This window comes from Janthinobacterium longum (assembly GCF_051380735.1).
Classification (GTDB): Bacteria; Pseudomonadota; Gammaproteobacteria; order Burkholderiales; family Burkholderiaceae_D; genus Janthinobacterium.
The window spans coordinates 1,521,592-1,543,086 of the sequence record NZ_JBNYXQ010000001.1 but is presented as its reverse complement, the minus strand read 5'-3'; the positions used below and the strand labels follow the sequence as shown (position 1 = coordinate 1,543,086).

General features: G+C 60.8%; 20 protein-coding genes and 1 other RNA gene. 9 read left to right on the top strand and 12 right to left on the bottom strand.

From position 1 onward, the window contains the following. Positions 1–39 precede the first annotated feature (39 nt). Both groL and groES read right to left on the bottom strand, forming a co-directional pair. Positions 40–1,689, bottom strand: a complete 1,650-nt coding sequence (gene groL / locus ACQ4WM_RS07000) for a chaperonin GroEL (protein WP_436545942.1) — start codon at positions 1,687–1,689, stop codon at positions 40–42. Between the two features lie 52 nt (positions 1,690–1,741). Further along, positions 1,742–2,032, bottom strand: a complete 291-nt coding sequence (gene groES / locus ACQ4WM_RS06995) for a co-chaperone GroES (protein WP_065307519.1) — start codon at positions 2,030–2,032, stop codon at positions 1,742–1,744. 509 nt (positions 2,033–2,541) lie between these two features. On the opposite strand from groES, the gene ACQ4WM_RS06990 reads away from it, so the two are divergent. From ACQ4WM_RS06990 to ACQ4WM_RS06970, 5 genes are all read left to right on the top strand, one after another. Next, positions 2,542–3,279, top strand: a complete 738-nt coding sequence (locus ACQ4WM_RS06990) for a hypothetical protein (RefSeq protein WP_436545941.1) — start codon at positions 2,542–2,544, stop codon at positions 3,277–3,279. A 119-nt stretch (positions 3,280–3,398) separates the two neighbouring features. Beyond that, a complete protein-coding gene (locus ACQ4WM_RS06985; protein ID WP_065307521.1) occupies positions 3,399–3,662 on the top strand; it encodes a cell division protein ZapB in 264 nt (87 codons plus the stop codon). Beyond that, positions 3,662–3,973: a cell division protein ZapA gene (locus ACQ4WM_RS06980; RefSeq protein WP_436545940.1), complete on the top strand. Its 312-nt coding sequence runs from the start codon at positions 3,662–3,664 to the stop codon at positions 3,971–3,973. The genes ACQ4WM_RS06985 and ACQ4WM_RS06980 overlap by 1 nt, the downstream gene beginning before the upstream one ends. 76 nt (positions 3,974–4,049) lie before the next feature. Then, positions 4,050–4,227: non-coding RNA, 6S RNA (ssrS, locus tag ACQ4WM_RS06975), on the top strand. A gap of 88 nt (positions 4,228–4,315) precedes the next feature. After that, positions 4,316–4,762 (top strand): EVE domain-containing protein, encoded by a 447-nt coding sequence (locus ACQ4WM_RS06970; RefSeq protein ID WP_436545939.1) that lies wholly within the window; start codon positions 4,316–4,318, stop codon positions 4,760–4,762. On the opposite strand, the gene ACQ4WM_RS06965 is transcribed toward ACQ4WM_RS06970, so the two are convergent. The 3 genes from ACQ4WM_RS06965 to ACQ4WM_RS06955 all read right to left on the bottom strand — a co-directional run bounded on the left by ACQ4WM_RS06965 (position 4,759) and on the right by ACQ4WM_RS06955 (position 7,554). Next, positions 4,759–5,619: a MurR/RpiR family transcriptional regulator gene (locus ACQ4WM_RS06965; protein ID WP_436545938.1), complete on the bottom strand. Its 861-nt coding sequence runs from the start codon at positions 5,617–5,619 to the stop codon at positions 4,759–4,761. The two genes, ACQ4WM_RS06970 and ACQ4WM_RS06965, sit on opposite strands and share 4 nt — an antisense overlap. A 187-nt stretch (positions 5,620–5,806) precedes the next feature. Further along, positions 5,807–6,637, bottom strand: a complete 831-nt coding sequence (gene lgt, locus ACQ4WM_RS06960; protein ID WP_436545937.1) for a prolipoprotein diacylglyceryl transferase — start codon at positions 6,635–6,637, stop codon at positions 5,807–5,809. A gap of 11 nt (positions 6,638–6,648) precedes the next feature. Next, positions 6,649–7,554: a LysR family transcriptional regulator gene (locus tag ACQ4WM_RS06955; RefSeq protein ID WP_436545936.1), complete on the bottom strand. Its 906-nt coding sequence runs from the start codon at positions 7,552–7,554 to the stop codon at positions 6,649–6,651. Positions 7,555–7,730: 176 nt separating this feature from the next. Here ACQ4WM_RS06955 and ilvD point away from each other — a divergent pair, with 176 nt between their 5' ends. Both ilvD and ACQ4WM_RS06945 read left to right on the top strand, forming a co-directional pair. Beyond that, a complete protein-coding gene (gene ilvD / locus ACQ4WM_RS06950) occupies positions 7,731–9,596 on the top strand; it encodes a dihydroxy-acid dehydratase (RefSeq protein WP_436545935.1) in 1,866 nt (621 codons plus the stop codon). A 344-nt stretch (positions 9,597–9,940) separates the two neighbouring features. Further along, the gene (locus ACQ4WM_RS06945) at positions 9,941–10,255 is read left to right on the top strand and encodes a c-type cytochrome (RefSeq protein WP_436545934.1); all 315 of its coding nucleotides are present in this window, start codon (positions 9,941–9,943) and stop codon (positions 10,253–10,255) included. 56 nt (positions 10,256–10,311) lie between these two features. Here the strand turns inward: ACQ4WM_RS06945 and ACQ4WM_RS06940 are convergent, their stop codons facing one another. Next, a complete protein-coding gene (locus ACQ4WM_RS06940) occupies positions 10,312–11,274 on the bottom strand; it encodes an NAD-dependent epimerase/dehydratase family protein (protein WP_436545933.1) in 963 nt (320 codons plus the stop codon). A 91-nt stretch (positions 11,275–11,365) separates the two neighbouring features. Here ACQ4WM_RS06940 and ACQ4WM_RS06935 point away from each other — a divergent pair, with 91 nt between their 5' ends. Further along, positions 11,366–12,253, top strand: a complete 888-nt coding sequence (locus tag ACQ4WM_RS06935; protein WP_436545932.1) for a LysR family transcriptional regulator — start codon at positions 11,366–11,368, stop codon at positions 12,251–12,253. Here ACQ4WM_RS06935 and ACQ4WM_RS06930 read toward each other — a convergent pair whose 3' ends face one another. The 6 genes from ACQ4WM_RS06930 to folD form a co-directional block, all read right to left on the bottom strand. Then, positions 12,254–13,396 carry a branched-chain amino acid ABC transporter substrate-binding protein gene (locus ACQ4WM_RS06930; RefSeq protein ID WP_436545931.1) on the bottom strand — a complete coding sequence of 381 codons (1,143 nt, stop codon included), beginning with the start codon at positions 13,394–13,396 and terminating at the stop codon, positions 12,254–12,256. 235 nt (positions 13,397–13,631) lie between these two features. Then, complete coding sequence (locus tag ACQ4WM_RS06925; RefSeq protein WP_436545930.1) at positions 13,632–14,324, bottom strand: hypothetical protein; 693 nt, start codon at positions 14,322–14,324, stop codon at positions 13,632–13,634. A gap of 180 nt (positions 14,325–14,504) precedes the next feature. Next, positions 14,505–14,900: a DUF2486 family protein gene (locus ACQ4WM_RS06920; protein WP_436545929.1), complete on the bottom strand. Its 396-nt coding sequence runs from the start codon at positions 14,898–14,900 to the stop codon at positions 14,505–14,507. After that, the gene (locus tag ACQ4WM_RS06915) at positions 14,897–15,322 is read right to left on the bottom strand and encodes a DNA polymerase III subunit chi (RefSeq protein ID WP_436545928.1); all 426 of its coding nucleotides are present in this window, start codon (positions 15,320–15,322) and stop codon (positions 14,897–14,899) included. Before ACQ4WM_RS06915 ends, ACQ4WM_RS06920 begins: the two co-directional genes overlap by 4 nt. An 8-nt stretch (positions 15,323–15,330) precedes the next feature. Then, positions 15,331–17,400 carry a M3 family metallopeptidase gene (locus tag ACQ4WM_RS06910; RefSeq protein ID WP_436545927.1) on the bottom strand — a complete coding sequence of 690 codons (2,070 nt, stop codon included), beginning with the start codon at positions 17,398–17,400 and terminating at the stop codon, positions 15,331–15,333. 60 nt (positions 17,401–17,460) lie between these two features. Then, positions 17,461–18,306 (bottom strand): bifunctional methylenetetrahydrofolate dehydrogenase/methenyltetrahydrofolate cyclohydrolase FolD, encoded by an 846-nt coding sequence (gene folD, locus ACQ4WM_RS06905; RefSeq protein ID WP_436545926.1) that lies wholly within the window; start codon positions 18,304–18,306, stop codon positions 17,461–17,463. A gap of 441 nt (positions 18,307–18,747) precedes the next feature. Here folD and aceE point away from each other — a divergent pair, with 441 nt between their 5' ends. Then, positions 18,748–21,444: a pyruvate dehydrogenase (acetyl-transferring), homodimeric type gene (aceE, locus tag ACQ4WM_RS06900; RefSeq protein ID WP_436545925.1), complete on the top strand. Its 2,697-nt coding sequence runs from the start codon at positions 18,748–18,750 to the stop codon at positions 21,442–21,444. Positions 21,445–21,495: the final 51 nt, after the last annotated feature.

The window sequence follows — 21,495 nt, the reverse complement described above, 5'->3', positions numbered from 1 at the left end:
CCCGGCGACGCCGTCGCCTGCGCGCCGGGCCGCAGGACATTACATCATGCCGTCCATGCCACCCATGCCGCCCATACCACCCATGCCGCCGCCCATGCCGCCGCCTGCTTTGTCGTCAGCGATTTCGCAGACCATGCAGTCAGTTGTCAGCATCAGGGAAGCGATCGAAGCGGCGTTTTGCAGCGCCGAACGGGTCACTTTGGCTGGGTCCAGCACGCCCATTTCGACCATGTCGCCATAGGTGCCGTTGGCAGCGTTGTAGCCGTAGTTGCCGGTGCCAGCCAATACGGCTGCCACGACTACCGAAGCTTCTTCGCCGGCGTTTTGCACGATCATGCGCAGTGGCTCTTCCATCGCGCGCAGCACGATCTTGATACCTGCGTCCTGGTCAGGATTGTCGCCCTTGACCGTGATGTTGGCGCGTGCGCGCAGCAGGGCTACGCCGCCGCCTGGCACGATACCTTCTTCGACGGCAGCGCGGGTCGCGTGCAGTGCATCTTCAACGCGGGCTTTTTTCTCTTTCATTTCGACTTCGGTGGCTGCGCCAACCTTGATCACGGCAACGCCGCCAGCCAGTTTGGCCACGCGCTCTTGCAGTTTTTCACGGTCGTAGTCCGAGGTCGCTTCTTCGATCTGTACACGCACTTGTTTCACGCGTGCTTCGATCGAGGCAGCTTCGCCGGCGCCGTCGATGACGATGGTGTTTTCCTTGCCCACTTCGATGCGCTTGGCTTGGCCCAGCTCTTCGAGCGTGACTTTTTCCAGGGTCAGGCCGACTTCTTCTGCGATGACCTGGCCGCCGGTCAGGACAGCGATGTCTTCCAGCATGGCTTTGCGGCGGTCGCCGAAGCCAGGTGCTTTCACTGCGCAAGTTTTCAGGATGCCGCGGATGTTGTTTACAACCAGGGTAGCCAGTGCTTCGCCTTCGATGTCTTCCGCGATGATCAGCAGTGGACGGCCAGCTTTGGCGACTTGTTCCAGTACCGGCAGCAGGTCACGGATGTTCGAGATTTTCTTGTCGCACAGCAGGACGAATGGATTGTCCAGGATGGCAACTTGCTTTTCTTGATTATTGACGAAGTACGGCGACAGGTAGCCGCGGTCGAACTGCATGCCTTCCACGATATCCAGCTCGTCGTTCAGCGACTTGCCGTCTTCCACGGTGATCACGCCTTCCTTGCCGACTTTTTCCATCGCTTCAGCGATACGCTCGCCGATCGAGTAGTCGGAGTTGGCCGAGATCGCGCCAACCTGGGCGATTTCCTTGGTGGTGGTGCAAGGACGGGCGATTTTCGCCAGTTCTTCCACGGTAGCAGCGACAGCCTTGTCGATGCCGCGCTTCAGGTCCATCGGGTTCATGCCGGCGGCAACGAACTTCATGCCTTCGCGCACGATGGCTTGTGCCAGCACGGTAGCGGTGGTGGTGCCGTCACCGGCGTTGTCGCTGGTGCGGGAAGCAACTTCCTTGACCATTTGCGCGCCCATGTTCATGAGCTTGTCTTTGAGTTCGACTTCTTTTGCAACCGATACGCCGTCCTTGGTGACGGTAGGGGCGCCGAACGAGCGCTCCAGGACCACGTTGCGGCCTTTCGGGCCCAGGGTCACTTTGACTGCGTTGGCGAGAATGTTTACGCCTTCGACCATCTTGGCGCGCGCTGCGTCGCCGAATACTACTTCTTTAGCTGCCATGTTCAATTCTCCAGAGATTTCGGAATAGATCTATTTAAAACGTGGAAACGAATTACTGAACGACGATCGCCATGATGTCTTCTTCGCGCATGACCATCAGTTCCTGGCCATCGACCTTGACGGTCTGGCCGGCGTATTTGCCGAACAGTACGCGGTCGCCTACTTTGACATCCAGAGGACGGACTTTGCCGTCGTCGAGAATCTTGCCATTGCCTACGGCAAGGACTTCGCCTTGGTCCGGTTTTTCAGCAGCTGCATCAGGAATGATGAGGCCGGACGCAGTCTTGGTTTCCTGGTCGAGGCGTTTGACGATGACACGATCGTTCAATGGGCGCAGATTCATACAAAACTCCTTAAAGTTCAATGGATAAGTGTTGCTCGATCCTGGCCAGCCCGGCATCGTGCCAGGCCCGCTGTCGACCGACCGCCGTATCGACATATCAACTACGGCGTGCAACGAATCAAGCAAACCTCGATCGTCCCGTGCCTGCCCGCTTCTGGCGGAAGTACGCTGCGGCGTCGCCCACCGCGCGTACTCCTTGCCGAACAACTGGCAAGCATCGGTCTGTCATGAGGATTGCTACGAAAGAGTTTGTTAGCACTCTCTACTAACGAGTGCTAATTATAGGGACGGCAGGGGGCTTATTCAAGGGGAACATATATATACACGATACGTGCAAGTGGCATTCGGGCTTGGGTTTGCGCTGGCGCAAACCACCTTCCCGGGCGTCAGCGGCGGATGCGACTCTAGCATGGCGTTGACGACAGTGCTTTTCCTGTACGCACAGGAAACATTGCATGACGATTAAATTTGCTAAGATAATCAGTATTACTTACCAAGTAGTGATGATTATGCCAACCTTGTTTTCCCGCCATGCCGTTTGTCTGTCCTTCGCCGCCGCCAGTCTGGTCTTTTCCGCCAGTGCCGGCGCGCAAACTTTTCTTGACGAACTGACGGTGGCAAGCCTGTCTCCGCAGGATAAGGAGGCGCTGCTCAATGCCTTGTCCAGGGACCTGAACAAGGACGACGATGACCAGGAAGCGCATGTATGGAGCAACGCAGGCGCGAAGGCGGCCACCCTGCAAGCCGTCTACAGCTTCAGCAATTCCTCCATGACGGAGCACAGTCTGAAGGCGCATGTATGCCGCGACCTGAAATTTGTCGTCACGGCCGGCGGCAAGACGCAGGATCTGAGCCGGCGTACCTGCTCGCAAAACAGCGGGCGCTGGGATATTCAGGGCAAGGATGCGCCGCCCGTCACGTATCCGCCCTTCCTGTCAGACGTCACGGTGGCCAGCCTGAACGCGCAGGAAAAGAAAGACCTGCTGAAAGCGGCCGTGCGCACCCTGAAGGACGAGCAAGATGGCAAGACGCGTCAGTGGAGCAACAAGGGCATGGGCAACGCCGCACCCTTGCGCGTGAGCCTGACGACATCCGACACGGGCACCAGGCCCGGCAGTTTTACCACCTGCCGCGACCTGACGATGGTATTTGATGGCAAAAATGGCAAACAGGAACTGCGTCGCCGCTCGTGCGAAAACCGCTATGGCGCGCTGGACATCGAACCGGGCTACGAGGAAGACCGCTAGATCGGCGATGATGATGAAAAGCACCTATTTTCCGGTAACTGGACGTCATTGATGTAATTATGTGTGTCAGTAACGCGATTCGATTGACGCCTGTGCAAGCTGCGCCCTATAGTGGCGGCATGATTTCCGAATTCAACGAATTATCCGACAAAATTGGCCTGCTGGCCGAAATGACTCATGCGCTGCGTCGTGAAAACGCGCAACTGCGCAAGGACAATGCTGCCCTTGCTGCGGAGAACGCGCAGTATGTGCAGCGCATGCGCGAGGCGCAGGAGCGGGTCGAGGCGCTGCTGGAAAAAATTCCGGAACTGGTGCAGGCGGGCCTGGAGCAGGCCGCCTCCGAAGCCATGGCCCATGCGGCTGAAAACGGGAAGGAAGCGTAATGTCGCGTGTCGATGTCAATATCATGGGCCAGTCGTACAGCATGGTCTGCCGCGATGGCGAAGAGCGCGCGCTGCGCGAAGCGGCCATCTATCTTGATAGCAAGATGAAAGCCATCCGCGATGCGGGCAAGGTCAAGGGCAATGACCGCATCGCCGTGCTGGCGGCGCTGGGCGTGGCAGCCGAATTCTTGTCCGTCAAGTCGCCTCAAGGGCCGCTGTCGGAGCTGACCATTCTGGAAGTAAAGCAAAAAATTTCGGCCATGCACATGGTGCTCGATAGCGCCCTGACGCCCCAGGAAAATTTGTTTTAAGCGGCGCTTAAGTGCCGGGGCCGCATGTTCTGTACGAATTCCCTTTGCGATGCGCGCACTAAGGAGTAAACTTCTCCCTACCCTGCGGTGTTCGCGATTGCCATATATTCCTTGAACCATTTATGCGCATCGGTTGCGAATTTTGTTTGATGGGAGTGAGCGTCGCTCGTTCGACGAACCCGAAATTGAACTAACGTGACCACCTTGAACCGTTTGGTTCGGGATGCCGGCATAGCGGCACAGGCGGGGCCTGATTGATAGAGAACGGTTGCAGCATGACGATGCGCAGCCGTTTTTTTACGTCCGCAGTTTCCAGGGGAAGACATGAAGCAATACTGGTTGATGAAATCCGAACCCACCGAAGTGAGCATCGATGACCTGATGGCGGCGCCCGGGCACGCCATGCCCTGGTTCGGCGTGCGCAACTACCAGGCACGCAACTTCATGCGTGATGGCATGCGTGAGGGCGACGGCGTACTGTTCTATCATTCCAGCTGCCCGCAGCCGGGCGTGGTGGGTGTGGCCGAAGTGGCCAGCACGGCATACCCGGACCATAGCCAGTTTGACAAAAACAGCCATTATTTCGACCCGAAAGCCACGCTGGAACAGCCGCGCTGGGTCAGTGTCGATGTGCGGGGCCTGAAAAAGACGGCGCTGCTGCCGTTGTCAGAAATGCGCCAGATGCCGGGGCTGGAAGACATGCTGCTGCTCAAAAAGGGCAGCCGGCTGTCGATCACGCCCGTCACCCCGGCGCAGTGGAAAGCCATCCAGGCGCGCTTGAGGGATTAATCGCGCGCCTGCGTGCCGACTTCTTCGATATCGATTTCCATCCGATAGGCCAGCGCGATGAACAGCGCCTGGCACAGGCAGATGGTGCCGGTCAGAGAGCGGAAGGCAAATGCGCTGCCTTCGGTTACCGTCAACAGGGCGTCGGCGCTGCGCGCCAGCGGCGCCAGTTTGCTGTCGGTAATGACCAGCGTTTTTGCGCCATTCTCGTGCGCCATGCGCGCGCACTCCAGCGTCTCCTTGCCATAGGGTGCAAAACTGATGGCGATCGCCACGTCACCTTCACGCACGCTGCGCATCTGGTCGCGGTGGCCACCACCGAGGCCCGTCACAAGATGCACGCGCTTGCTGGTGTGCTGCAGTGCGTAGGCGATATACGAGGCCACCGGAAATGCGCGCCGCACGCCCACCACGTAAATATTGTCGGCATGTTGCAGCAAGGTGATGGCCGCTTCGAGCTGCTCGTCATCGAGGCCCGCCGACAGTTCATCAAGGCCGCTGCGGCTCGCGCCGATGAATTCGCGTGTCAGGTCGCCCGTGCGCACCTTGCTGTCGCGTGTGGAAATCAGTTTGCGGATGCGCTGGCGGTAGTTCGGTGCTGCGCGGGCCTGGTCGGTATAGGCCTGGCGGAACACGTCCTGCATTTCGCTGAAGCCGGAAAAGCCGAAGCGCTGGGCGAAGCGCACGATGGCGGATGGCTGCACGTCGCAGGCGGCGGCGATGTCGCTGATGCGTTCGAGCATCAGGCTGGCGCGATTTTGTTCGATATGCCTGGCGATCAGTTTCAACTGGCGCGACAGGCTCTCGTATTCATCGGCGATTTGTTGCATCAACTGGTCAATCGGGGCTGCTTGTGCCATCTCTTGCGCTCTCTGTTCAGGACTGCAATGGACCGTTCCATTCTTTCCTGGCTGCGCAGCACATGCCGGCAGCTCAGGTTGAAAGAATTATAGAATCGAATGCCCTGAATAGAAAGAAATTTCTATTTAATGGAAATTGGAAAACATAATTGCAATTGGCCAGCCGGCGACGGATGACGGCCGATAATCAGGCGCCGGCGGCGCGTGCCTTGGTCGGTGGCGTGGCCATGATGCGGCTTTTGTAAGACCAGACCAAGAGGGCAATGGCGCCGATGATCATCGGCAGTGACAGCATTTGTCCCGACGTGATCGGCACGCCGAACCACACGACTTCCCAGTCCGGCGTGCGGAAGTATTCGGTAAAGAAGCGGGCGCAGCCGTACAGCAGGGTAAACATGGCGCCGACCGCCACCCGTGGATGCGGCTTGCGCGCAAACAGCCACAGGATGATAAACACCAGAATACCGTCGACCAGCATCTGGTAGATCGGCGACGGGTGCACGGGGTAGGGGATGCCTGGCCACTGCATGGCCCACGGCAGGGTCTCGGGCGCGATGCGGCCCGGCAGCTCGGCATTGATGAAGTTGCCCATGCGGCCTGCCGCATAGCCGAGCGGCACCAGCGGCGCGATAAAGTCGAGCACGTCGAACAGGTTGCGGCCCGCCTTGCGGCCCCACAGATACATCGCCAGTATCACGCCCAGAAATCCCCCGTGGAAGGACATGCCGCCATGCCAGACCATAAAGATCTCCAGCGGATTGTGGAAGAAATATTCGGGACGGTAGAACAGCACTTCACCGAGGCGCCCGCCGATCACCACGCCCAGCATGCCATAGAACAGCATGTCGTCGAGGTCCTCCTTTTTCCAGCCCAGCGCGGCAATATGGGGCTGCTTGATGCGTACGCGGCCCAGCGCGATGAACAGGGCAAAAGCCAGCACATACATCAGGCCATACCAGTGTACGGCCAGCGGGCCGATCTGGATGGCGATCGGGTTGGGCATCGGGTGTATCAGCATCGGTATTCTTTCTAAAAATCGGGCAGGGTGCCGCGCAGCAGGGCCAGAAAACCCTGCAGCACGGGCGAAGTATTGTCGCGGCGCCAGGCAAGCCCCGTCTCCACCAACGGGGTAGGGTCTTGCAGCGGCCTGTATTCTACGCCGGGGCGCATCAGATTCGACACCGATTGTGGCACAAGCGCGATGCCCATGCCAGCCGAGACGAGGCTGACGATGGTTTGCATCTGGATCGCCTGCTGGCCGATCAGGGGCGCGATGCCGGCCGCGCGGAACACGCCGAGGATGGCATCGTGCAGCGCCGGCGAAATCGCACGAGGAAAAATGATCAACGGCAGCGCTGGCACGTCGACCAGCCGCAGCGGGCCCGGCGTGTTCAGGATGGGCAGGCCGGCTGGCGCCGCCAGCACCAGGGGCTCGGCCAGCACGGGCAAATAATCGAGCGCCAGTCTTGCCTTGTCGGGCAGCGGCGGGATCAAGAGGCCGGCGTCGATGCGGCTGGCCAGCAACTCTTCCAGCTGCAAGTCCGAGGTGGCTTCCTGCAGCTGTATCTGCACCTGCGGATAGCTGGTTTGATAAGCGCGCAGCAGTGGCGGCAGCACGCTGTAGTCGGCCGACGAGACGAACGCCAGCGACAGGCGTCCCGCCTCGCCTTGCGCTGCGCGCCGCACCAGCGCCGGCAGATCCTGCGCCTGGGCCAGCAGGCGGCGCGCTTCGGGCAGCAGGGCCGTGCCGGCCGGCGTCAGGCTCACTTCCCTGCGGGTACGGATAAACAGCGGCGCGCCCAGCAGCTCTTCCAGGGCCATGATGGTTTGCGACAGCGGCGGCTGTGTCATGTGCAGGCGCAGCGCGGCGCGGCCGAAGTGCAGTTCCTCTGCAACGGTCACGAAATAGCGCAGCTGGCGCAGTTCAAGCGGCATGATTGATATGTTTTTCCATGTTGAATAAATGCTGTGATATCTATTGCGACTCACAGCTGCGTGCATCATATATTTGACACGGGGCCGTGCGCAAGGCAATCTGGCGTACCCCCACGGGCGCACAGGGTCTTCACCATGCAAGCCCGGCAGCCAGGCAACTCTTTCGAAAGACCATCATGCCGCAATACCGTTCACGCACCACCACCCACGGCCGCAATATGGCCGGCGCCCGCGCCCTGTGGCGCGCCACCGGCATGAAGGACGGCGACTTCGACAAGCCGATCGTCGCCGTGGTCAATTCGTTTACCCAGTTCGTGCCCGGCCACGTGCACCTGAAGGACCTGGGCCAGATGGTGGCGCGCGAAATCGAGGCGGCTGGCGGCGTGGCCAAGGAATTCAATACCATCGCCGTCGATGACGGCATCGCCATGGGCCACGGCGGCATGCTGTATTCGCTGCCTTCGCGCGACCTGATCGCCGACTCGGTCGAATACATGGTCAATGCCCACTGCGCCGACGCCATGGTCTGCATCTCGAACTGCGACAAGATCACGCCGGGCATGCTGATGGCCGCCATGCGCATCAATATCCCGGTGGTGTTCATTTCCGGCGGGCCGATGGAAGCGGGCAAGGTCATCAAGGTGGTCAATGGCGCACAGAAAATCATCAAGCTCGACCTGGTCGACGCCATGATCAAGGCCGGCGACAGCAGCGTCAGTGACGCCGACGTGGCTGAAATCGAACGCTCGGCCTGCCCGACCTGCGGTTCGTGCTCGGGCATGTTTACCGCCAACTCGATGAACTGCCTGACCGAAGCGCTGGGCCTGGCTCTGCCCGGCAACGGCACCATCCTGGCCACCCACTCCGACCGCCAGCAGCTGTTCCTGCGCGCCGGCCGGCTGATCGTGGAGCTGGCCAAGCGCCACTACGAGCAGGACGATTACTCGGTCTTGCCGCGCTCGATCGCCACCAAGGCTGCATTTGAAAACGCGATGGCGCTCGACGTGTCGATGGGCGGCTCGACCAATACCGTACTGCACTTGCTGGCTGCTGCGCACGAAGCGGAAGTGGAATTCACGATGGCCGATATCGACCGCATTTCGCGCAAGGTGCCGTGCCTGTGCAAAGTGGCGCCGATGACTGACAAATACCATATCGAAGACGTGCACCGCGCCGGCGGCATCATGGGCATCCTCGGTGAGCTGGCGCGCGCCGGCCTGTTGAATACCACCTTGCCAACCATCCACGCGCCGACCATGGCCGACGCGATTGCGCAAAACGACATCAAGTGCACCGATGATCCTGCCGTGCATGAACTGTTCCGCGCCGCGCCGGGCGGCGTGCCGACGCAGACCGCGTTTTCGCAGTCCGAGCGTTTCGCTGCCGTCGATACCGACCGCGCCACCGGCTGCATCCGTGACAAGGCGCACGCCTATTCGCAGGACGGCGGCCTGGCCGTGTTGTACGGTAATCTGGCCGAGAAGGGCTGCATCGTCAAGACGGCCGGCGTCGATGAAAGCATTTTGAAATTCTCGGGCAAGGCGCGTGTATTTGAAAGCCAGGATGCGGCCGTGGCAGCGATCCTGGAAGACACCGTGCATGAAGGCGACGTCGTCATCATCCGCTACGAAGGCCCGAAAGGCGGCCCAGGCATGCAGGAAATGCTGTACCCGACCTCGTACATCAAATCGAAAGGCCTGGGCAAGGCTTGCGCGCTGTTTACCGATGGCCGCTTCTCGGGCGGTTCTTCCGGCCTGGTGATCGGCCATGCCTCGCCGGAAGCGGCCGAAGGCGGCGCCATCGGCCTGGTGGAAGAGGGCGACTTTATCGATATCGATATTCCCGAGCGCAGCATCAACCTGCGCGTCACGCCGGCCGAACTGGCAGCGCGCCGCGCCGCCATGGAAGCGAAGGGTGATGCGTCCTGGTTGCCGGTCAACCGCGACCGTTATGTTTCGCAGGCGCTGCAGGCGTATGCGGCACTGACTACTTCGGCCGACCGCGGCGCCGTGCGGGATCTGTCGCAGTTGAAAAAACGTTGATACTGGTAGAGGTGCAGCATCGGCTTTAAGCTGTCCGCCGTATTTAAATGCGTCAGGCGCAAAACCTAAATGGCTGGCCGGAGACGCGAGCCCGAGATGCCCGTGCGGGTGACTGGGGCGTTAATTCGTTTTGCAGGTCTGCTGGTCGCGTAGGGGCGCATTGCCGTATCACTTTCGCGGCGGGACTTACATCGCCTTACAAACAACATGGGAATTGGCATGCAGTTGGGGCAAAATGGATCTGCCTCAAACGTCAGCCTGTTTAAATCGCTTGATCTGGGCTCGAGGAGAGGCTGCCGAAACACGGTAGAATGCAGGCAGGAAGTCACTCTGGAGAAAAGATAATGAAACGTTCCATCATGTTGGCAGGTGTACTGGCTGTATCGGCGTTGAGCTCGCAAGTGGCGATGGCCAATGCAGACCTGGCAAAAGCGAAGAATTGCATGGCTTGCCATGCCATCGGCAGCAAGCTCGTTGGCCCTGCGTACAAAGACGTGGCTGCCAAGTATGCTGGTCAAAAAGATGCGGAAAACAAGCTGGTGGCAAAAGTCATGAAGGGCGGCTCCGGTACCTGGGGCGCGATCCCGATGCCAGCGAACCCGCAGGTCAGCGAAGCGGAAGCCCGCACCCTGGTGAAATGGGTGCTGGCACAGAAATAATCTGTGCCGCAGCAGCAGTAGTGCAAACAGCGCGCCGGCATGCCCGGCGCGTTTTTTTAAGCGGGCAGGTTGCCCATCCCCTCCAGCGTCGCTTTGACCGCCACTTCCAGCGGCGTATGCGGCTCATGCCCCAGCACTTCAAGCAAGCTGGCATTGTCCATGCGCACCGGTGTCTGCCACAAATAACGCATCTCGCGCAGTTCGCGCAGGGTCGTCACGAACGGTGCCGCCAGGCTCATCAACCACCATGGGAAGGCCTTGACCTGCGGCTTTGTGCCCGTGCTCTGCGCCACCACGCGCAAGATGGTATCGGTCATCTGGCGCCCGTCATGATCCCAGTGGCCGGCCAGGTGAAAGCGGGCAAACGGCGGCAAGCGCTCGCGTAGTGCCAGCAGTTCAAGCATGCTACGCGCCACGTCGGGCAGGTAGGACCACTGGTGACCGATACCCTGCTTGCCCGGATAGGTAATTGTCCGCACCGGCTGGCCCGGCTTGACCAGGCCCTGTGCAAACCAGCTGTTGCCGGCATGCGGACCGAAGAAGTCGCCGGCGCGCACGATCAGCACGCGCGCCGTACCGGCACTGGCCGCACGTTCCAGCCGCGCTTCCAGTTCGACCCGGATCGCGCCCTTGCGCGTGGCCGGGTGCTGCGGCGCGTCTTCCGCCAGCGCGGGAAACGCATCGGCGCCATAGTTGTAGACGGTGCCGGGCAGCACGATGGTCGCGCCTTGCGCCTGTGCGGCGGCGATGGTGTTGTCCAGCATCGGCAGCACCAGCTTGTCCCAGTCGCGGTAGCCGGGCGGGTTGACGGCGTGCACGATCACCGAGCAGCCCGCGCTGGCCGCCAGTACGTCGCTGCGTACCATGGCGTCGCCCTGCAGCCAGCGAATGCCATCGTTGCGTGGCGATGGCAGTTCGCCGCGCGTCATGGCGCGTACCTGCCAGCCCGCCGCCAGCAGCTGGCGCACCATTTCACCGCCGATGCCGCCCGTGGCGCCCAGTACCAGTGCTGTTTCCATATTGTTCTCCCTGTAGTCGATGGACCCAGTATCGGCTGTAAAGAGCTAGTTGGGAATTGACGAGCATCGTCCATCAGCTATACATTTATGCATGACAAAAAATATCGCCTGGGAATATTACCGCTCGCTGTTGGCCGTGCTGAGCCACGGCTCGCTGTCTGCCGCTGCGCGTGCGCTCGGCATTACGCAGCCGACCGCCGGCCGCCATATCGCTGCACTGGAACGGGAACTGGGCGTGGCGCTGTTTACGCGCTCGCAGCAGGGCTTGCTGCCCACCGAGGCCGCGCTGGCCTTGCTGCCCCATGCGCAGGCGATGGAGCACACGGCCAGCCTGATGGAACGCGCGGCCGGCAATGTGGGCGAGGGCGTGGCCGGCGTGGTGCGTATTTCGGCCAGCGAAGTGGTGGGTGTGGAAGTGCTGCCGCCTATCCTGGCGCGCCTGCGTGAACGCCATCCGGCGCTGGTGGTGGAGCTGGTGCTCAGCAACCAGGTGCAGGACCTGCTGCGGCGCGAAGCCGATATTGCCGTGCGCATGGTACGACCGCGCCAGGAACGGCTGGTGATGCGCAAGGTGGGGGTGATCGATGTGGGCCTGTTTGCCCATCGCGACTATCTGGTCGGCCATGGCGAGCCGGTGGAGGTGGCGGACCTGGCAAACCATGCGCTGATCGGTTATGACTTGCCGGGGCCGATGGTGCGCAGCGCGAGTGGCGCCTGGCAAATGCTGTCGCGCGAACGCTTTGCCGTGTGCTGTGACAGTGACCTGGCGCAACTGGCACTGATACGCGCCGGTGCCGGCATCGGCGGCTGCCAGGCCTTGCTGGCTGCGAAAGATTCCGCCTTGCGGCGGGTGCTGCCAGACGCCTTTGCCTTGCCGCTGGAAACCTGGGTGACCATGCATGAAGACCTGCGCGCCAGCCTTGGCTGCCGCGCGGCCTTCGATGCCTTGGTGGAAGGATTACAAGACTATGCTGCCTGATTATTTGACGACTTCCATCTTGGTTTTCTTGCCGTCACGGTAGGTGAACAAGGTCAGTGCGCCATCCTTGATGTCGCCATTTGCATCAAACGTGATCGGACCGGTCACGCCCTGGTATTTGACCTTCGCCAGGAATGGCAGGTAGACCGACGGCTTCGACGATTTGGCGTCGGCCATGGCGGTGGCCATGGTCATCACGGCGTCGTACACATAGGGTGCGTACAGCTGCACTTCCATATTGTATTTCTGCTTGTAGCGGGCGCGGAAATCGTCCATGCCTTTCTGCTGCTCGCCCGTCACGCCGCCCGCTTCCGCGCAGGTGACCAGGTTTTCGCCGATCGCGTCGCCGGCCAGTTTGCCCAGCGGCTCGGTGCACATGCCGTCGCCGCCCATGAATTTCGCCTTGATGCCCAGCGCTTTCATCTGGCGCAGCATCGGGCCAGCCACCGAATCCATGCCGCCGAAGAAGACCAGGTCAGGATTTTTTGACTTGATGCTGGTCAGGATGGCGTTGAAGTCGGTTGCGTTGGCATTGGTAAATTCCTTGCCGACGATCTGCACGCCAGGCATGGCTTTTTTCGCACCCTTGACGAATTGTTCCGCCACGCCCTGGCCATAGGCCGTGCGGTCGTCGATCACGGCGATCTTCTTGGCGGCCAACTTGCCTACCGCATACGCGCCCAGGGTGCCGCCCAGTTTATTGTCATTGGCCACCACGCGAAAAGCCGTGTTGAACTTTTGCTGGGTGTAGGTCGGGTTGGTGGCGGCCGGCGAAATCTGCGGGATGCCGGCGTTGAAGTAAATGCGCGAAGCGGGAATCGTGGTGCCGGAGTTCAGGTGGCCGATCACGCCGTTGACCTTGGCGTCGACCAGCTTTTGCGCCACGGCCGTCCCCTGTTTCGGGTCGCCTGCATCGTCTTCCGGCACCAGCACGAATTTCACGACCTTGCCATTGATCTTGAAGCCTTTGGCGTTCAGGTCCTCGATCGCCATGTTGGCGGCGTTTTCATTATCCTTGCCCAGGTGGGCGCTGGCACCCGAGACCGGCGCCACATGGCCTATCTTGATGATTTCCTGTGCGCCTGCAGTGCCGGCAAAGGCAAATGCGATGGCGAGGGAAAGGGTAGTGGTCTTGAGCAGCATGAATATTCTCCAGTGGATAAAGATATGGCGGCGTCGCTTGAAAACCGCTGCAAAGGGCGGTGCGTGTGGAGAAAGGTACAATAAAAATCAGGCCGCGCAAAGCCGCAAATGCGGCTTTTTGCATTTTGTCGCGACAATCACCAAAGTGAGGCGCAATGCACTGTTTTCTCTGGCGCGAGCGCACCAAACAGTGGCGTTTGCAAGGGGAATCAGGTAGGGCGAGGTGGCCGCCGATTTACGATCCGCCCTGACTTGTCCAGTCCTTCAGCTTCACGCCCAGCAGCTCGAACAGGTCCAGCTTTGCGGGAAACAGGTTGTTGTTGGTGATGTCGGCAATCGACCCTGGCGTCGGGCCGGCGTCGCCAGCTGAATGATTGTAGTAATTGAAGTCCAGTTTGATCTTGTCCTGCAGGTCGCTGGCGTAATTTTCAGGATAGGTGGCCTGCTCCAGCGGCGGCAGGGCATTGAAATGATCGAGCACCGAGCCAAAGAATTTGGTCATCTTGCCCGTGCTGTTATATTCCTGCATGGCCTGGCTGACTACCTGCTGGCGCCAGGCCTCCTCCTCACGGTAGGCCTGGGTGGCTGCGGCGCGCCGTTCGTTGATGGTAAACGTGCCGCTTTCGTCGTGCGAAATGGTCGACAACTGCTCGCGTGACAGGCCGGCAAACGGATTGGTCTTTTTGCCGTTGACAAAGTCGGTTGCGGCGGTGGCCGAGCTTGCCGATGCCTTGTCTTCCGGCTGCGGCACCTGCTGTGCGGCGGCACTCTTGTGCGCCGCATCGAGCTCGTAGAAGACTTTTCTGTCGTCGGCGATCAGCTGGTCTTGCAAGGCCTGGTGGTCCAGCCCCTGCAGCCGCGTGCTGGTATGCTCGGCCGCTGCCGACAAACGCCCGGCCAGGGTGGAGATGGTCGTGTTATCGGCCACCGCGCCTGCTGCAGTGGCACCCGCCGTTTTCTGCGCGCGTGTGTCGTTTGCCTCCGTTGTTGAGGCATAAACTTGTCGCAGCGTGCTTGCCGTCGAAGAAATGCTGACCATGGCGCCCTCCTGATTGATTTACCAAAAGAATAACACAGCCAGGTATTGTTGCCAGCAGTGATGCCCTTACTATGCCGGCGGATGCAGGTGCCCAAGTTCATGGCTCACCGCATGCGCCACGATCTGCTCCAGCGACTGCTGCAGGTCTTCGCGCAATGCGCCGCGCATGCCGATCAGCGCGTTTTGCAGCGCCGTTTGCAGCACGTGGCCTATGCGCTCTTCCAGCAGATGGTCAATCTTGCCCTGCACCTGATGCAGGATGCGCTGGGTCAGGCGCGCTTCGATGGCGTCCCAGTCGGGCTGCACGGTGACGGGGCCCAGGAACGGAGCCGGCTCGGCGATTCTGGCGGGTGGCGCTATTTCCGGCTCGGCCGTCGTTTGATGCAGGGCTTGCGGCCCTGACAGCACTTCCGTCAGCAGCGGAATGCTCTGGTCGAATGGTTGCGGGTTCATATTGTCACTCATGACTTGCCTGCCACGAAGTGCGTCGGTTGCAGATTGAGCTTGCGGTAGTGCAAAAAGCGCTGGCGCCCGGCCTGGGCGTCCTGCTCGTCGATCGAGACGATCTCGAACACGCGCTGGAATTGCGCGTAGCTGGCGGGCGGCAGTTGCGACACATTGACCAGGATATCGTGGTGCGGCAGCTCCACGTCTTCGCTGTCGGTCAGTATGATGGGCGTTTGCGCGGCCAACGGGTCGCCGGCCAGCACGTGCGGCACGAAGTCGGTCGGCGACAGAGTCCACATGGCCGCGTTGATGGCGTCGAGCTGGGCGATGTTACCTGCCAGCACGACGATCTGGTTGCCGGCCATATAGGCCTTGCGTGCCAGACGGCAGGCGTAGGCCAGCTTGTCCGGCACATTGGTATGAAAGTCGACGCGCGTCATGCCACTGTTCACGCTGCCATGCCGCTATGGCGCAGCAGGGCGTCGATCGAAGGCTCGCGGCCACGGAAGGCCGTAAACGATACCAGCGCCGGGCGCGAACCGCCGACCGACAGAATCTCTTCCAGATAGCGCTTGCCGGTTGCCGCAGATGCCTCCGGTCCCAGCGCTTTCGCTTCCTCGAAAGCGCCATACGCGTCGGCAGACAGCACCTCGGCCCATTTGTAGCTGTAGTAGCCGGCCGCATATCCGCCGGCGAAGATATGGCCGAACGAGTTCTGAAAGCGGTTGAACGAGGGCGGGATAATCAGCGCGAATTTGGCACGCACGCTGTCGATCAGCTGCTGCACGCTCTGGCCGCTGGCAGGGTCGTAGTCGTAGTGCAGGTGCATGTCGAGCAAGGAAAATTCCACCTGGCGCAGCGTCTGCAGGCCGGACTGGAAGTTTTTTGCCGCCAGCATCTTGTCGTACAGTGCGCGCGGCAGCGGCTCGCCGGTAGTGGCATGGGCCGTCATATGTTCGAGCACTTCCCATTCCCAGCAGAAGTTCTCCATGAATTGCGATGGCAGTTCCACCGCATCCCATTCGACGCCGGAAATGCCCGACACGCCCAACTCGTCGACGGCGGTCAGCATATGGTGCAGGCCGTGGCCGAATTCGTGGAACAGGGTGATCACTTCATCGTGGGTGAACAGGGCAGGCTGGGCTTGGCCAGCGACCACGGCCGGTTCCGTGAAGTTGCAGGTGAGGTAGGCGATCGGCGTTTGCACGTGGTTGGCGTCGGCACGGCGGCCGCGCGCATCATCCATCCAGGCGCCGCCGCTTTTGCCGGCGCGCGCATACAGGTCCAGGTAGAACTGGCCGATCAGCTTGCCGTCGCGTTCGATGCGGTAGAAGCGCACATCCTTGTGCCAGACGCTGGCCGTGTCCGGCTTGATCTCGACCGCAAACAGGTTCCGGATCTGGCGGAACAGGCCGTCGATCACCTTGTGTTCGGGGAAGTACTGTTTCACTTCCTGGGCCGAGAACGCATAGCGGCGCTCCTGCAGTTTTTCGGACGCATACGGCACGTCCCAGGCCTGCAGGTCGGCGATGCCCAGTTCTTCCTCGGCGAATTGTTTCAGTTCGGCCAGGTCCTTCTCGGCGTAGGGACGCGCGCGTTTGGCCAAGTCTTCCAGAAAGGCGATCACATGGTCGGGCGAGGTTGCCATTTTCGATACCAGCGACACTTCGGCAAAATTGGCGTAGCCCAGCAGCTTGGCTTCTTCGTCGCGCAGTTTCAACAGGGTGACGATATTTTGCGTATTGTCCCAGTCCTCTTTCTTGCTGAACACTGTGCCCTGGTCAGACGCCTTGGTGGCGTTGGCGCGGTAGATGGTTTCGCGCAGCTCGCGCTTGTCGGCGAACTGCAGGATCGGGTAGTAGGACGGGAAATGCAGCGAGAATTCAAAGCCCTGCTTGCCGGCTTTTTCGGCGGCGGCGCGCGCGGCGGCCTTGGCGTCGTCGGGCAAGCCAGCCAGGTCTTCTTCGTTTTCGACCAGCAATTTATAGTCGTTGGTGGCGTCGAGCACGTTTTCGGAAAAGCGCGTCGAGACAGCCGCATGTTCTTCCTGGATGGCGCCGAAGCGTTCCTTCTTGTCTTCCGGCAGTTCGGCACCACCGAGGCGGAAGTCGCGCACGGCATTGTCGACGATGCGGCGGCGCGCCGGCGACAGGCTGGCAAAGGCGGCGCTGGCCTGCAGCTGCTTGTATTTACCGAACAGGATTTCATTCTGGCCCAGCTCGGTCCAGAATTCCGTCACCTTGGGCTGGTTCGCATTGTAGGCGGCGCGCAGCTCGGGGGTGTCGATCACGCTGTTGAGGTGGTTGACGATGCTCCAGGCGCGTCCCAGGGTTTCGCCGATCTGGTCCAGCGGCGTGACGAAGTTATCCCAGCTGACTTCTTCCATCGGCGCTTCGAGTTGCGCCACGGTGGCGCGTGCCTGGGCCAGAAGGGTGTCGATGGCAGGCGTGACATGTTCGTGCGTAATCGCGTCGAAGCGCGGCAGGCCGGAAAAATCAAGCAAGGGATTGTCAGTCATCAGGCAGCTCCATAATCAATAAAAGGGCGGTCGTGCCGCCCGGTGATTTTTACACGCGTCTTACACGCGCTCGGCGGCTTCGACGGTGTTCATCAACAGCATGGTAATCGTCATCGGGCCGACACCACCCGGTACCGGCGTGATATGCGAAGCGATCTCTTGCACACCGGCAAAGTCCACGTCGCCGCACAGCTTGCCGTTGTCGTCGCGGTTCATGCCCACGTCGATCACGATGGCGCCAGGGCGCACCATGTCGGCCGTCAGGGTATTGCGGCGACCAACGGCAGCGACGACGATGTCGGCGTTGCGCGTGTGGTGGCCAAGGTCCGGTGTCGCACTATGGCAGATGGTGACGGTGGCGTTCGCTTGCAAGAGCAGCAGCGCCATCGGTTTGCCGACCGTGTTGCTGCGGCCGATCACCACCGCATGCTTGCCGCGCAGGTCGATACCGGTGCTTTCGATCAGTTTCATGCAGCCATATGGCGTGCAGGCGCGAAAGCCTGGCAGGCCGGTCAGCATTTCGCCGGCGCTCAGCACCGAGTAACCGTCGACGTCCTTGGTGGCGGCGATCGCCTCGATCACCTTGTGCGGGTTGATATGTTTCGGCAGCGGCATTTGCACCAGGATGCCGTGGATGGCCGGGTCCGCGTTCAGGCTGGCGATGCGCGCCAGCAGATCTTCTTCCGACAGGTCCGCTTCATATTTCTCCAGCACCGAGTGAAAACCGACGTCGCCGCAGGCCTTGACCTTGTTGCGCACATACACCTGGCTGGCCGGGTCTTCGCCGACCAGTATCACGGCCAGGCCGGGCTGGGTGCCTTTGGCGGTCAGGGCGGCGGCGCGCGCGGCGATTTCGCTGCGCAGTTTTTGGGAGAGGGCGATTCCGTCGATCAGTTGTGCTGGCATGGTGGGGGCTGGAGGCAGGTGAGAGGGAAAAGCAGGATTATAAAGCCGGTCAGGGTAAAGGGGCGGTTTTGGCGGTTGAAGGGCGTAACAACAGCGGGCCGGAGACGCGGACCCGCTTGGCCCGGAGCGCCTGTGCGAGCGCCTTGGGCGCTCATACTTTTGCTGGTGTGCTCGTGGAGCGGTGAGTACCAGGGCATGTGGTTTTGCCACCGTGTTTGGTACTTTGATCACGCTAATTTCTCTTCAGAATTTGCGGCACTGCAGCATATTCTACGAGGGAAATTTCATAATGCGAAATGTTATATCGTAATTTGAAAAATACAAAATACACTGTTAGAATCCCCACACTTATAGACCTATACTAGTAAATAATCAGCGAAATACCGTCCGACAGCGATCCGGAAAATCGGCGTGGGGCGCTCACAAAAGGAGACTCAACAGATGTCAGATCAACTGAACCAGGTAACGACACAGATCGCCGCCGACCCGGACATGCAGGAAACCAAGGAGTGGCTGGACGCACTCGAAGCCGTACTGGAAAATGAAGGCCCGGAACGCGCACACTACCTGATGGAGCGCATGGTCGACCTGGCCCGCCGCCGCGGCGCCCAGATTCCTTTCTCCAGCACCACCGCCTACGTCAACACCATCCCCACCAAACAAGAAGCACACTGCCCCGGCAACCTCGAGTACGAAGAGCGCCTGCGTTCGTGGATGCGCTGGAACGCCATGGCCATGGTGGTCAAGGCCAACCGCGCCGATGGCGACCTCGGTGGCCACCTGTCGTCCTTCGCTTCGCTGGCCAATATGCTGGGTATTGGTTTTAATCACTTCTGGCACGCGCCGACCGCCGACCACGGCGGCGACCTGCTGTACATCCAGGGCCACTCCTCGCCGGGCGTGTACGCGCGCGCCTTCCTCGAAGGCCGTTTGAGCGAAGAACAGATGCTGAATTTCCGCAAGGAAGTCGATGGCAAGGGCCTGTCGTCGTACCCTCACCCGAAACTGATGCCTGACTTCTGGCAGTTCCCGACCGTTTCGATGGGCCTGGGCCCGCACATGGCGATCTACCAGGCGCGCTTCCTGAAATACCTGCACGCACGCGGCATCGCCAAGACCGACAACCGCAAGGTTTGGGCTTTCTGTGGCGACGGCGAGATGGACGAGCCGGAGTCGCTGGGCGCGATCGGCCTGGCCGCACGCGACATGCTCGATAACCTGGTGATCGTGGTCAACTGCAACCTGCAGCGCCTGGACGGCCCGGTACGCGGCAACACCAAGATCATCCAGGAACTGGAAGGCGAATTCCGTGGCGCCGGCTGGAACGTCGTCAAAGTCATCTGGGGTCCGGGCTGGGATGCCCTGCTGGCGCAAGACAAGGAAGGCATCCTGCAGCGCGTGATGATGGAAACCGTCGACGGCGAATACCAGAACTACAAGGCCAAGGACGGCGCCTACGTGCGCAAGCATTTCTTCGGCAAGCATCCGAAGCTGCTGGAAATGGTTGCCAACATGACCGACGACGACATCTGGCGCCTGACCCGTGGCGGCCACGATCCGCACAAGATCTACGCAGCGTTCAAGATCGCCCAGGAACACAAGGGCCAGCCTACCGTGCTGCTGGTGAAAACCGTCAAGGGCTACGGCATGGGCAAGTCCGGCGAAGCGCGCAACACGGCGCACCAGACCAAAAAGCTCGACGACGAAGCGATCAAGGAAATGCGCGACCGTTTCTCGCTGCCGATTCCGGACAATCAACTGGCCGATATTCCGTTCTTCAAACCGGCCGACGATGCACCGGAAATGGTCTACCTGCACGAGCGCCGCAAAGCGCTGGGCGGCTACCTGCCGTCGCGCCGCCAGAAAGCCGAAGAAACCCTGCCGGTACCAAGCCTGGACGCGTTCAAGAACGTGCTCGACGCCACCCCGGAAGGCCGCGAAATCTCGACCACGCAAGCTTTCGTGCGCGTTATCTCCACGCTGCTGAAAGACCCGGCGCTGGGCCAGCGCGTGGTGCCTATCCTGGTCGATGAGTCGCGCACTTTCGGCATGGAAGGCCTGTTCCGCCAGATCGGCATCTACAATCCGCGCGGCCAGTTGTACGAGCCAGTCGACAAGGACCAGGTGATGTACTACCGCGAAGACAAGGCCGGCCAGATCCTGCAAGAGGGCATCAATGAAGCGGGCGGCATGAGCTCGTGGATCGCTGCGGCGACGTCGTATTCGACCAACGACCGCATCATGATCCCGTTCTACACCTTCTACTCGATGTTCGGCTTCCAGCGCATCGGCGACCAGGTGTGGGCCTCGGCCGACATGCGCGCCCGTGGCTTCCTGATGGGCGGCACCGCTGGCCGCACCACGCTGAACGGCGAAGGCCTGCAGCACGAAGATGGCCACAGCCATATTTTTGCCGCCACCATCCCGACCTGCATGCCTTACGATCCGACCTTCAGCCATGAAGTCGCCGTGATCATCCAGGACGGCCTGCGCCGCATGATCGCCAACCAGGAAGATGTGTTCTACTACATCACGATCATGAACGAGAACTACGCCCAGCCAGGCCTGAAACCAGGCACGGAAGAAGGCATCCTGAAAGGCATGTACAAGCTGCAGGAAGGCCCGGCGGACGCCAAGTTGCGCGTGCAGCTGATCGGTTGCGGCACCATCCTGCGCGAATCGATCTTTGCCGCCGAACTGCTTGCCAACGACTGGGGCGTGGCCGCAGACGTCTGGTCGGCGCCGTCGCTGACCCTGGTAGCCCGCGATGGCCAGGATGCAGAACGCTGGAACATGGTCAACCCGTCGAAACAGCAGCGCGTGCCGTACGTGACGTCGCTGTTGCAAGATACCGATGGCCCGATCGTCGCCACCACCGACTACATGCGCGCCTTTGCAGAACAGATCCGCGCCTTCATGCCGAAGGGCCGCACCTACAAAGTGCTCGGTACCGATGGCTTTGGTCGTTCGGACAGCCGCGCCAAGCTGCGCGAGTTCTTCGAAGTGAACCGTTATTATGTCACCGTGGCCGCGCTCAAATCGCTGGCTGACGAAGGCAAGATCGACGTGTCGGTAGTGGAGCAGGCGATTGCCAAGTACGGCATCGACGCCAACAAACCGAATCCGGTGACCCAGTAATCGTTGAGCGACCGGCAAACGCCAGGGCAGTGCGCAAGCGCCGCCCTGGCG